Source organism: Pseudomonas sp. P8_241 (assembly GCF_034008315.1).
GTDB lineage: Bacteria > Pseudomonadota > Gammaproteobacteria > Pseudomonadales > Pseudomonadaceae > Aquipseudomonas.
In genome coordinates this window covers 23,886-35,899 of the sequence record NZ_CP125377.1, presented here as the reverse complement: position 1 = coordinate 35,899, position 12,014 = coordinate 23,886, and the positions used below count along the sequence as shown (strand labels likewise).

Sequence of the window (12,014 nt, the reverse complement as noted above, 5' to 3'; positions counted from 1 at the left end):
GACCAAGCCCTCCAACGCGCTACAAGTGCCAATGTAAAGCCCCTGCAGCGGTTTTGGGAAGAGCTGTTTAGCCGAGTAATTCAGCCAGCAATTTGCCGAAACGTTGCTGCTGGCGTTTCTGAATCAGCTGATTGGCGCGGAAAATCGCCTTCAGATCGTGCAGCGCATGGGCGAAATCGTCGTTGATGATCAGGTAGTCATAGTCGACATAGTGGCTCATTTCGCTGACGGCTTCGCGCATCCGGCCGTCGATGATCTCGTCGCTGTCTTGGCCGCGGTTCGTCAGGCGCTGGTGCAGCGCCTCGAGTGATGGCGGCAGAATGAAGATCGAGCGGGCCTGAGGCATCAACTTGCGCACCTGCTCGGCACCTTGCCAGTCGATTTCCAGAATCAGGTCGTGACCTTCATCCAGCGTCTGCTGCAGGTGACTTTGCGACGTGCCGTAGAGGTTGCCGAACACTTCAGCGCGCTCCAGGAAATCCCCGTGCTCGATCATTTTCACGAACTGTTCGCGCGAAACGAAGTTGTAGTTCACGCCGTCCACTTCGCCCGGACGCATGGCGCGGGTGGTGTGGGAGACCGAAACGCGGATCTCCGGATTGGCGTCGGTCAAAGCCTTGACCAGGCTGCTCTTGCCCGCGCCAGAAGGGGCGGAGATGATGTACAGGGTGCCGGTGCTGTGGGTCATGTCGGGGGTTGCCTTACTCAATATTCTGCACTTGTTCGCGCATTTGCTCGATCAACACCTTGAGGTTGACCGCAGCCAGGGTGCTGCGCGGGTCGAAGGCTTTGGAGCCCAGTGTGTTGGCTTCGCGGTTGAGTTCCTGCATCAGGAAGTCCAGGCGTCGGCCGGCCGCGCCGCCGGACTTGAGCACCCGTCTAACTTCGATGATGTGAGTGCTCAGGCGATCCAGTTCTTCGGCGACGTCGCTTTTTTGCGCGAGCATGACCATTTCCTGCTCCAGGCGCTGCGGATCCATCTCGGCCTTCATGTCGGCGAAACGGTCGAGCACTTTCTGGCGCTGGGTGGCGAGCATTTGTGGAACCAGCTCACGCAGGGTTACCACGTCTTCTTCAATGGACGTCAGGCGCTCGTTGATCAATCGGGCCAGCTCCGCACCTTCGCGCTCGCGGCCGGCCTTGAGTTCTTTCAGGCCGAGGTTGAACAGCGCCAGTGCTTCGGCATTCAGGGCTTGCGGGTCGGTCGCATCACCCACCAGCACCCCAGGCCAGGCCAGGACTTCGAGCGGGTTCAGCGCTGCGGGATTTTTGATCAGACCGGCAATGGTTTCGGCGGCTGCGACCAGTTGAGCGGCGCGTGCCTGATCTACTTGCAACGCTTTGGCGGTGTTTTCTTCGGTGAAGCGCAGGGTGCATTCAAGCTTGCCCCGGGACACGCCTTGGCGCAGGGCTTCACGCACCGCGCCTTCGAGGTCGCGAAAGGACTCCGGCAGGCGCAAGTGCGGTTCCAGGTAGCGGCTGTTGACCGAGCGCAGCTCCCAGCTCAGGGTGCCCTGAACGCCGGCTTTCTCGACGCGGGCGAAGGCGGTCATGCTGTGCACCATGGAGGTACCTCGCAATGCGGATCGGCGCAAAACTGACGTTCCGGCAATCCGCTATCAATGAATTAAAGCCGACTGGCAGCAAAGGCGCAGGATTGTAGCGCAGTGGCGCCAATGCGCCCAAACACACGATGTGACAAACGGCTGCAGGTCGTCGGGTACGGGATGTTCAGAGCCCTCGCTCGTCAGAGGATTTTTTTAGACGTGCCCAGGCGTGGCTGGCGGCTCTATAATGCTCCGCAGTTTTCCGTCCCCGTACAGGTATCCCTTATGAAACGTCCAAGTGGTCGCGCTGCCGATCAGCTCCGCTCGATCCGCATCACCCGCAACTACACCAAACACGCCGAGGGTTCTGTACTGGTCGAGTTCGGTGACACCAAAGTCATCTGCACCGTCAGCGTCGAAAACGGCGTACCACGTTTTCTCAAAGGTCAGGGCCAAGGCTGGTTGACTGCTGAGTACGGCATGCTGCCGCGCGCCACCGGCGAGCGTAACCAGCGTGAAGCGAGCCGCGGCAAGCAAGGCGGCCGCACCCTGGAAATCCAGCGCCTGATCGGCCGTTCCCTGCGCGCCGCGCTGGACATGTCAAAGCTGGGCGACGTGACCCTGTATGTCGACTGCGACGTGATCCAGGCGGACGGTGGTACCCGCACTGCGTCCATCACCGGCGCCATGGTTGCACTGGTCGACGCCTTGAAAGTGATCAAGAAGCGCGGCGGCCTGAAAGGCGGCGACCCGCTCAAGCAAATGATCGGTGCCGTATCGGTCGGTATGTATCAGGGTGAGCCAGTGCTCGACCTCGACTACCTGGAAGATTCGGCTGCCGAAACCGACCTGAACGTCGTGATGACCAGCACCGGCGGTTTCATCGAAGTCCAGGGTACCGCCGAAGGTGCACCGTTCCAGCCTGAAGAGCTGAACGCCATGCTGGAGCTGGCGAAGAAAGGCATGAACGAAATTTTCGATCTGCAAAAGGCTGCACTGGCTGACTGACTGGATGGTTCCACGCAAGGAGGATGTTATGAGTGATGAACAATTGCCGCTTCCCACGCCGAGCCGTGAGGTTCGCCAATGGGCCATGTTTTGTCACTTGTCCGCCTTGCTGGGGATCTGGATTCCGTTCGGTACTTTGATCGGCCCGCTGATTCTCTGGCAGATGAAGCGCGAGATGGATCCGTTCGTCGATGCGCAAGGCAAGGAGGCGCTGAACTTCCAGATTACCGTCGCGATTGCTTCGGCCATCTGCTTCTTGCTGATGGTGGTGATTGTCGGGTTTTTCCTGTTCGGTCTGGTGGCGATTGGTGCGTTGGTGCTGACGATCATTGCCGGGGTTAAGGCCAATGAAGGGTTTCCTTACCGGTATCCTTTTACCTGGCGATTGATCAAATAACGATCAGTGAAGGTCCCCTTGCAGAAAGCGGATCATTGCCCACAAAAAAGCCGACATCGCTGTCGGCTTTTTTGTGTCTGCGAAACGGCGCTTAGATCGTAAGCGTCCAGTCGTAGTCCACGATCAGCGGTGCATGTTGCGAGAACCGCGGCTGTCGTGGCAGGCGCGCACTGCGTACAAAGCGGCGCAGGCCCGGGGTCAGCAACTGATAGTCGAAGCGCCAACCGAGGTTGAGCATTTCCGCCTGTTCGTTGTCCGGCCACCAGCTGTACTGGTCGCCTTCACGACTGACTTCCCGCAAGGCATCGACATAGCCCATGTTGCCCACAATCTCGTCCATCCAGGCGCGCTCAGGCGCCAGGAAACCCGGTGATTGCTGGCTGTCGCGCCAGTTCTTGATGTCCAGCTTCTGTTGCGCCACATACAGCGAGCCACAATAAATGTACTCGCGGCGTTTGCGCCGTTGCTTGTCCAGGTACTTGGCGAAGTCGTCCATGAGCTTGAATTTCTGGTTCAAGTCTTCATCGCCGTTCATGCCGGACGGAAGCAACAAGGTTGCAATACTGACTTTGTCGAAATCGGCTTGCAGGTAGCGCCCGTAGCGGTCGGCCGTCTCGAAACCGAGACCGCTGATGACAGCCTTCGGTTGCAACCGCGAGTACAAAGCCACACCACCTTGGGCGGGAACTTCGGCATCGCAGGCATAAAGGAAGTATCCATCCAGTTGGAAGGCTGGATCGTCCAGTTCAAAGGCGGAGGCACGGGTGTCCTGCAGGCAGATGACGTCGGCATTCTGTGCCTGCAGCCAACTGAGCAAACCTCGCTCGACTGCAGCCTGAATACCATTGACGTTCACACTGATGATCCGCATAAATGGCCCCAAAAATCGCGTGCGTGTATGATACACGGCGTCAAGCTAATTAGCTAAATCCGTGGTATTTGGGGTTTTTTACATGCAAGCGTATCAGCGCGATTTCATTCGTTTTGCCATCGATCGCGGCGTTTTGCGCTTCGGTGAGTTCACCCTGAAGTCCGGGCGCACCAGTCCTTACTTCTTCAACGCGGGCCTGTTCAACTCGGGTTCGGCGCTGGCACAGCTGGGGCGTTTCTACGCCGCAGCCATTGCTGAAAGCGGTATCCCCTTCGACGTTCTGTTCGGTCCGGCCTACAAAGGCATCCCGTTGGCAGCTACCACTGCCGTGGCGTTGGCCGAGCATCACAACCGTGACCTGCCTTGGTGCTTCAACCGCAAGGAAGCCAAGGCCCACGGCGAAGGCGGCAGCCTGGTTGGCGCGCCGCTGACCGGTGATGTGCTGATCATCGACGACGTGATCACCGCCGGCACTGCTATTCGCGAGGTGATGCAGATCATTGCCTCCCAGGACGGCGCCAAGGCCGCTGGTGTGCTGATCGCCCTGAACCGTCAGGAGCGTGGCAACGGTGAATTGTCGGCGATCCAGGAAGTGGAGCGTGACTTCGGCATTCCGGTGATCAGCATCGTTTCGCTGAACCAGGTGCTGGAATTCCTGGCTGACGACCCGCAGCTCAAACAGCACTTGCCTGCCGTTGAAGCGTACCGCGCGCAGTTTGGCGTTTAGCTGTAAGCGGCGTAAAAAAAGACCCCCGTTCAGCTCGGCTGAACGGGGTCTTTTTTATTGCCTCGGTTTTTTTTACCCATTCGGATACGGATCTTTTACCGCGTCACCCTGGCCCGTCAGAATTTTCCAGCCATGGCGCAAATGTGGGGTTTTACGCATTTGCGGGCATGGCGGCATCGAGGTTTTTGCCTGATTCGAGTACTGATGGCCGCAGTCCACGCACGTATAAGTGCCCGCCGAAACATCGCTGCCGTAAGGAACGTAGTCTTTTTGCATGGATAGATCTCCTGTGTGTAGAGAGAAGATCCTAGGCGGAGTATTTCTTTTCCGATGTCAGACGTTTCGCTGTAACAGGTCGGACATTTCCTGAGCGCATAAAAAAGATCGCAGACTTCGTCAGCTCCTACAGATTTTTCGTACATCCGAAAATTCTTTGTCGTAGAAACCGCCGAAGGCTGCGATTTTTTCTGGATATGAATCAGTGACGCTTGCGATTGCTGATCAGCGTGCCCACACCGGTGTCGGTGAAGATTTCCAGCAGGATCGCGTTCGGTACGCGACCGTCGATGATCAACGAACTGCCCACGCCGCCCTGGACCGCTTCCAGCGCACAACGGATCTTTGGCAGCATGCCGCCGTAGATGGTGCCGTCGGCGATCAGATCGTCGACCTGTTGGGTGGTCAGGCCGGTCAGGACCGTCCCCGACTTGTCCATCAGGCCCGCGATGTTGGTCAGCAGCATCAGTTTCTCGGCCTTCAGCGCTTCGGCTACTTTTCCGGCTACCAGGTCCGCGTTGATGTTGTACGACTCACCGTTGGCGCCGACGCCGATGGGGGCGATCACCGGGATGAAATCACCTTTGACCAGCAGGTTCAGCAGGTCGGTGTTGATCCCGACCACTTCGCCGACGTGGCCGATGTCGATGATTTCCGGGGTCGTCATTTCTGGCGTCTGGCGGGTGACAGTGAGCTTCTTCGCGCGAATCAGTTCGGCGTCTTTACCGGTCAGGCCAATGGCGCTGCCGCCATGACGGTTGATCAGGTTGACGATGTCCTTGTTGACCTGGCCGCCCAGGACCATTTCCACAACGTCCATCGTCGCGGCGTCAGTGACGCGCATGCCGTCGACGAAATGGCTCTCGATCGACAGACGCTTGAGCAGGTCGCCGATTTGCGGGCCACCACCGTGAACCACTACCGGGTTGATGCCTACGGCCTTCATCAGCACGATGTCGCGGGCGAAGCCGGTTTTCAGCTCCTCGCTTTCCATCGCGTTGCCGCCGTATTTGATCACCAGTGTCTTGCCGACATAACGGCGGATATAAGGCAGCGCTTCGGACAGGACCTTGGCGGTGTTGGCGGCGGCTTCGCGTTCGAGGGTCATTCAGGGCTCCGGGTGAATCAGAACGGTAGTTGGAGATCAGGTGCAACACGCTTCAGCTGGACTTTGAAAACGTCCTTGATGCGCTGCAATTCAGCCTCGTCATCGGCCTCGAAGCGCAGCACCAGCACCGGTGTGGTGTTGGAGGCGCGCACCAGGCCCCAGCCTTTGGCATAGTCGACTCGCACGCCGTCAATGGTGGTCAGGTCGGCGCCTGCGCCCCACTGCGCGTCGTGCAATGCATCAATGATGCTGAATTTGCTCTCTTCGGTCACATGGATATTGATTTCCGGCGTAGAAATATCGTTCGGGAAGGTTGCGAACAACTCTTCGGCCGAGGATTTTTCCTTGCTGAGGATCTCCAGCAACCGCGCGGCGCTGTAAATGCCGTCGTCGAAACCGAACCAGCGCTCCTTGAAAAAGATGTGCCCGCTCATTTCGCCGGCCAACAGGGCGCCGGATTGTTTCATTTTCTTTTTGATCAACGAGTGACCAGTCTTCCACATTAGCGAGCGGCCACCATATTCCTTGATCAGAGGAATCAGGCGACGGGTGCATTTGACGTCGAAGATGATTTCCGCGCCTGGGTTGCGCGCAACCACGTCGCGGGCGAACAGCATCAGCAGGCGGTCCGGGTAGACGATGCTGCCGGTGTTGGTGACCACGCCGACGCGATCACCATCGCCGTCGAAGGCCAGGCCGATATCGGCGTTGGTTTCCTTGACCTTGTTGATCAGGTCCACCAGGTTTTCAGGCTTGCCTGGGTCCGGGTGGTGGTTCGGGAAGTTGCCATCGACTTCGCAAAACAATGGGATGACTTCGCAGTTCAACGCTTCGATCAGTTGCGGAGCGATCACACCTGCCGCGCCGTTGCCGCAGTCGACGACCACTTTCAGGCGACGGGCCAGCTTGATGTCCTGGACGATTTCAGTGGTGTAGCGGTCGAGGATCTCGACCTGGGTGATGCTGCCCTGACCGCTGCTCAGGTTGTGGGTCTTGAGGCGGTCGTGGAGGGCCTGGATCTGTTCGTTGGCCAGGGTGTCGCCGGCAATGACGATTTTGAAACCGTTGTAGTTCGACGGGTTGTGGCTGCCGGTCAGCATCACACCGGATTTTCCGGCCAGCACGTTCGCGGCGTAGTACAGCGCCGGGGTCGGCACGAGGCCGACATCACTGACGTGGCAGCCACTGTCGGCGATGCCTTTGATCAGTTGCGCGACCAATTCCGGCCCGGACAAGCGCCCGTCGCGACCGACGGACACGTTCGGTTCGCCTTGGGCCAGGCTTTGGGAGCCGACAGCACGGCCGATCCAGTAAGCAGTTTCAGCGTTCAGGAATTCCGGGACGGTACCGCGAATATCGTAAGCGCGGAAAATGCTGTCAGGGAACTTGGGTGCGACGTTTGCCGGGGTGTTCATCTGTGGAAATGCTCCATCTCGAAAGTGGTTGGACAGGTTGTCGAAATATTTGGCGACACGTTCAAACTGAAGAGTATGACGGCGCTTTCCACAGAGAGTTCGTCGTGCGAAAGGGCCATGACAGCGGAATTGACGGATATCAGGCCATGCAATGCCTTGATTTTCAGTAGCTAACCTTGCAGAGACAGTATGAAATTCCTGGAGCGCAAGCTCGCTCTTTTGTAGGAGCTGCCGAAGGCTGCTCCTACAAGGCAGCGTGCCGGATCAATGGCTGCCGGTATGGCCGAAGCCGCCCGTGCCGCGGTCAGTCTCGACGAACTCTTGAACCATCTCGAAGTGCGCTTGAACAACAGGCACCAGCACCAGTTGCGCCAAACGCTCGCCAACCGGCATGGTGAATTCGGTCTGGCCACGGTTCCAGCAGGAAACCTGCAGTTGGCCCTGATAATCGGAGTCGATCAGACCAACGAGGTTGCCCAGCACGATGCCGTGCTTATGGCCCATTCCCGAGCGCGGCAGAATGAGCGCCGCGAGGTTCGGATCGCCTATGTAAATCGACAGGCCGGTAGGAATCAGCACCGTTTCCCCCGGTTTGATCACGATGTCCTTTTCCAGCATGGCCCGCAGGTCGAGGCCGGCGGAGCCAGACGTAGCGTATTGCGGCAGCGGGAATTCGGTACCGAGGCGGGGGTCGAGGATTTTGGCTTGCAAAGCGTGCATGTAAATTAAACCTGGTTCAGACGTTCGGCGATAAAAGTGATCAGCTGGCGAGCAATCTTGCTCTTGCTGGTCTGGGCGAAAAGTGTGGCATGAAGCTCACGGTCGATCACGCTGCAGGCGTTTTCTTCGCTGTTGAAGCCAATGGTCGGGTTGGCGACATCGTTGGCGACGATCAAGTCGAGGTTCTTGTCTTTCAACTTGCGCGCAGCGTAATCGAGCAGGTGTTCGGTTTCGGCGGCGAAACCGACACTGAACGGGCGATCGGGGCGTGTGGCGATGCTGGCCAGGATGTCCGGGTTGCGCACCATTTGTAGTAGCAAGCCGTCGCCGCTCGTAGGATCTTTCTTGAGTTTTTGCGGGGCGACGACTTCCGGGCGGTAATCCGCGACGGCAGCCGAGGCAATGAAAATGTCGCAGGGGATCGCGGATTCGCACGCGGCCAGCATGTCGCGGGCACTGACCACGTCGATACGCGTAACGCGATCCGGGGTCGGCAGGTGTACGGGGCCAGTGATCAGGGTCACGCGGGCGCCGGCTTCCACCGCGGCTTCGGCCAGGGCAAAGCCCATTTTTCCGGAGCTGTGGTTGGTGATGTAGCGCACCGGGTCAATGTTTTCCTGGGTCGGACCCGCTGTGATCAGCACGTGTTTGCCGGTCAGCGCCTGACGCTGGAAACAGTCGGCAGCGAGTTGGGCGAGGTCGGTGGCTTCGAGCATGCGCCCAAGGCCTACATCGCCGCAGGCCTGGCTGCCTGACGCTGGACCGAAGACCTTGATGTCGCGGCTTTCGAGGGTTTGCAGATTGGCTTGAGTCGCCGGGTCGCGCCACATGGCCTGGTTCATGGCCGGGGCAACAGCCACGACCGCGTCCGTGGCCAGCACCAGCGTGGTGAGCAGATCGTCGGCAATGCCTTGGGCCAATCGGGCGATCAGGTCCGCGGTAGCGGGAGCGATCAGCACCAGATCAGCCCACTTGGCCAGCTCGATGTGGCCCATCGCAGCTTCTGCCGCCGGGTCCAACAGGTCCAGATGGACCGGATGCCCAGACAGGGCCTGCATGGTCAGCGGGGTGATGAATTCGGCCCCACCACGGGTCATGACCACGCGCACTTCAGCGCCCTGGTCGATCAGGCGGCGAACCAGGTCGGCGCTCTTGTAGGCAGCAATACCGCCGCCGACACCCAGAACAATGCGTTTCCGATACAGCCGCTGCATAGGCCTGCCTTTCATTTCGTTGATGACTGCATGGCGATACCCCCTCCCCAGGAGTGAAATCGCCCGCAAAAAGATGGGCTACGATATCACAGCGACCGCTACGGAACAGCGGCGCCCACAGACAGGGAGGTGCTATGAGTATTCGCGATTGGCCGGTGGCGGAGCGGCCGCGGGAGAGGTTGCTGGAACGGGGCGCGGGAAGTCTTTCGGACGCTGAGTTACTGGCTATTTTTCTACGAACGGGCGTGGTGGGTAAAAGCGCAGTCGATCTGGCGCGACACCTGCTGAATCAGTTCGGCAGCCTGCGCACGCTGCTCGAAGCGGATCAGGAAACGTTCAGCAAACAACTTGGGCTGGGGCCGGCCAAGTTTGCTCAATTGCAGGCTGCTCAAGAAATGAGCAGGCGCCATCTGGCCGAGCGGGCGCGGCAAAAATCGGCCCTCGAGAATCCGCAGGCCGTTCGCGATTATCTGAAATCGATGCTGCGCCACGAGCCCCATGAGGTGTTTGGCTGCCTGTTTCTGGACTCCAGGCATCAGGTGTTGACCTTTGAAGTGTTGTTTCGCGGTTCCATCGACAACACCAGCGTCCATCCGCGAGAGGTGGTCAAGCGCGCCTTGGCCAACAATGCTGCGGCGTTGATCCTCTGCCACAATCATCCGTCGGGCAACAGCGATCCGAGTCAGGCCGACCGGGTTCTGACCAAGCGCCTGCAAAAAGCGCTGGAGTTGATCGACGTGCGGATACTCGACCATTTCATCATCGGCGACGGTGATCCGCTGTCGATGGCGGAGTATGGGTGGATGTAACGGAATACACGCAGACATTTGTAGGAGCCGGCTTGCTGGCGATGAGGCCAGCAGATCCGGCGTAGGTGCTGAGCGTGACGACGATATCGCCAGCAAGCCGGCTCCTGCAAGCTGTGGGTGTAGCGGTTACTTCAGGTCAACCTTCGAATAATCCTGGCGGCCGAACGGGCTCACCGAATACCCCTCGACATCCTTGCGCGTCAACGCGAAGGCAGTCGGATGCGCCAGCGGCAGCCACAACGCCTGCTGCTGAATCTGGGTCTGCGCCTGTTCGTAAAGTTTGGTACGAACACCTTGCTCTCCGGTGGTCTTGCCAGCGCTGATCAGCTTGTCCAGGTCCTGGTTGCAGTAACGGGCAAAGTTGGTACCGGACTTGACCGCAGCGCAGGAAAACTGCGGTGTGAGGAAGTTGTCCGGGTCGCCGTTATCGCCGGCCCAGCCCATGAACAGGATGTCGTGCTCGCCCGCCTTGGCGCGACGAATCAGCTCGCCCCATTCGATCACGCGAATTTCGGCCTGAATGCCGATTTCCGCGAGATCGGATTGCAGCATTTGGGCGCCGAGGCTTGGATTGGGATTGAGCAGGCTGCCCGACGGACGGGTCCATATCGTGGTCTGGAAGCCCTCCTTGAGTCCGGCCTTGGCCATCAATGCCTTGGCTTTTGCCACGTCATGGGGATAGCCGGGCAAGCTCTTGGCGTAGCTCCAGGTGTTGGGCGGGTACGGCCCGCTGGCAGGCTCGGCGGTGTCTTCGAACACGGCTTTGACGTAGTTGGCTTTGTCGAAGGCGAGGTTGATCGCCTGACGCACTTCAGGTTTATCCAGCGGTGGGTGCTGGCTGTTGAGGGCGACGAACGCGGTCATGAAGGCGTCAGTCTTTTCCACTTTCAACGTCGGTTCTTTCAGCGCGGCTTGTACGTCCAGCGGTTTGGGTGACAGAGCGATCTGGCACTCGTTACGGCGCAATTTCTGCAACCGCACGTTGGCGTCCGGCGTGATCGCGAAGATCAGCGGATCGACCGCAGGTTTGCCACGGAAATAGTCGGCGTTGGCCTTGTAGCGAATCGAGGCGTCTTTCTGGAATCGGGTGAAGACAAACGGACCTGTGCCGATCGGCTGACTGTTGAGTTTCTCCGGCGTTCCGGCCTTGAGCAGTTTGTCGGCATATTCGGCCGAATAGATCGAGGCGAAACCCATGCTCAGGGTTGGCAGGAATGTCGAGTCCGGATGATCGAGCGTGAAGCGCACAGTCAACGGGTCAAGGGCATCGATCTTCTTGATCAGCGCAGGCAATTGCATCGATTGCGCATGCGGGAAGCCGCTTTGGGCAATTTTGTGCCATGGATTGGCGGGGTCGAGCATGCGGTCGAAGCTGAAAATAACGTCTTCGGCGGTTACATCGTGGGTAGGGGAGAAGTATTCGGTGCGGTGGAACTTCACTTGCGGGTGCAATTTGAAGATGTAGACCAGACCATCGGGACTGACCTCCCAGCTGTCGGCGAGGCCGGCGACTACCTTGCCGCTGGCGGTGTCAAAGTCCACCAGGCGGTTCATCAGCACGTCGGCCGAGGCGTTGGTTGTCGTCAACGAGTTATATTGCACCACGTCGAACCCTTCCGGGCTGGCCTCGGTGCAGACGCTCAGGGCGGCGGCCTGGGCCAGCGGGCTCAGCATCAAAGGGGCAAGCAACAGCGATAGGGCAGCGAGGCGCATGGTCGGATTCCTTTACAGATCGAAGGCCCATCTGCAAGTGCAGTCTGGAAAAGGCTTACCCTAGTGGGCTCCATTGCAAATGACTATCCCCTTTTTCATTTTCGGGGGAGTATGGCGCCTGATTTTTCTGTGCGGCGGTTTTGAAATGCCCCCGGTTGGCAAGCTGGCCAATTCTCTGCGACGAGTGGTCGGCATCGGCGATAGCCTTT

Annotated in this window: 12 protein-coding genes and 1 pseudogene; 4 read left to right on the top strand and 9 right to left on the bottom strand. The window is 58.9% G+C overall.

Features of this window, described 5'->3' with window-relative positions:
* Window positions 1-67 precede the first annotated feature (67 nt).
* Window positions 68-688 carry a guanylate kinase gene (gene gmk, locus QMK58_RS00180; protein WP_053163887.1) on the bottom strand — a complete coding sequence of 207 codons (621 nt, stop codon included), beginning with the start codon at window positions 686-688 and terminating at the stop codon, window positions 68-70.
* 13 nt (window positions 689-701) lie between these two features.
* On the bottom strand, window positions 702-1,565 hold the full coding sequence (locus tag QMK58_RS00175) for a YicC/YloC family endoribonuclease (protein ID WP_053163885.1): 864 nt from the start codon (window positions 1,563-1,565) through the stop codon (window positions 702-704).
* Window positions 1,566-1,832: 267 nt separating this feature from the next.
* Between QMK58_RS00175 and rph the strand changes: the two genes are divergently transcribed.
* Together rph and QMK58_RS00165 are read left to right on the top strand one after the other, a co-directional pair.
* Window positions 1,833-2,555 (top strand): ribonuclease PH, encoded by a 723-nt coding sequence (rph, locus tag QMK58_RS00170; protein ID WP_047535109.1) that lies wholly within the window; start codon window positions 1,833-1,835, stop codon window positions 2,553-2,555.
* 28 nt (window positions 2,556-2,583) lie between these two features.
* Window positions 2,584-2,952, top strand: coding sequence for a DUF4870 domain-containing protein (locus QMK58_RS00165; RefSeq protein ID WP_053163883.1), 369 nt, complete (start codon window positions 2,584-2,586; stop codon window positions 2,950-2,952).
* Window positions 2,953-3,043: 91 nt separating this feature from the next.
* Here the strand turns inward: QMK58_RS00165 and QMK58_RS00160 are convergent, their stop codons facing one another.
* The gene (locus QMK58_RS00160; protein WP_053163881.1) at window positions 3,044-3,823 is read right to left on the bottom strand and encodes an exodeoxyribonuclease III; all 780 of its coding nucleotides are present in this window, start codon (window positions 3,821-3,823) and stop codon (window positions 3,044-3,046) included.
* Window positions 3,824-3,905: 82 nt separating this feature from the next.
* Between QMK58_RS00160 and pyrE the strand changes: the two genes are divergently transcribed.
* Entirely contained in the window at window positions 3,906-4,550 is a 645-nt protein-coding gene (gene pyrE / locus QMK58_RS00155; RefSeq protein ID WP_011336558.1) for an orotate phosphoribosyltransferase, read from the top strand.
* 72 nt (window positions 4,551-4,622) lie between these two features.
* Here the strand turns inward: pyrE and QMK58_RS00150 are convergent, their stop codons facing one another.
* From QMK58_RS00150 to coaBC, 5 genes and pseudogenes are all read right to left on the bottom strand, one after another.
* On the bottom strand, window positions 4,623-4,826 hold the full coding sequence (locus QMK58_RS00150) for a hypothetical protein (RefSeq protein ID WP_053163879.1): 204 nt from the start codon (window positions 4,824-4,826) through the stop codon (window positions 4,623-4,625).
* 202 nt (window positions 4,827-5,028) lie between these two features.
* Window positions 5,029-5,934 (bottom strand): acetylglutamate kinase, encoded by a 906-nt coding sequence (gene argB, locus QMK58_RS00145; RefSeq protein ID WP_053163877.1) that lies wholly within the window; start codon window positions 5,932-5,934, stop codon window positions 5,029-5,031.
* Between the two features lie 17 nt (window positions 5,935-5,951).
* A pseudogene (locus QMK58_RS00140) lies at window positions 5,952-7,328 on the bottom strand (phosphomannomutase/phosphoglucomutase); the annotation flags it as partial.
* A gap of 285 nt (window positions 7,329-7,613) precedes the next feature.
* Entirely contained in the window at window positions 7,614-8,069 is a 456-nt protein-coding gene (gene dut / locus QMK58_RS00135) for a dUTP diphosphatase (RefSeq protein ID WP_053163874.1), read from the bottom strand.
* A 5-nt stretch (window positions 8,070-8,074) separates the two neighbouring features.
* Entirely contained in the window at window positions 8,075-9,283 is a 1,209-nt protein-coding gene (coaBC, locus tag QMK58_RS00130; RefSeq protein WP_053163872.1) for a bifunctional phosphopantothenoylcysteine decarboxylase/phosphopantothenate--cysteine ligase CoaBC, read from the bottom strand.
* 134 nt (window positions 9,284-9,417) lie between these two features.
* Between coaBC and radC the strand changes: the two genes are divergently transcribed.
* Window positions 9,418-10,092: a RadC family protein gene (radC, locus tag QMK58_RS00125; protein WP_320395731.1), complete on the top strand. Its 675-nt coding sequence runs from the start codon at window positions 9,418-9,420 to the stop codon at window positions 10,090-10,092.
* Window positions 10,093-10,218: 126 nt separating this feature from the next.
* Here radC and QMK58_RS00120 read toward each other — a convergent pair whose 3' ends face one another.
* Entirely contained in the window at window positions 10,219-11,805 is a 1,587-nt protein-coding gene (locus tag QMK58_RS00120) for an ABC transporter substrate-binding protein (protein WP_053163868.1), read from the bottom strand.
* Window positions 11,806-12,014 lie beyond the last annotated feature (209 nt).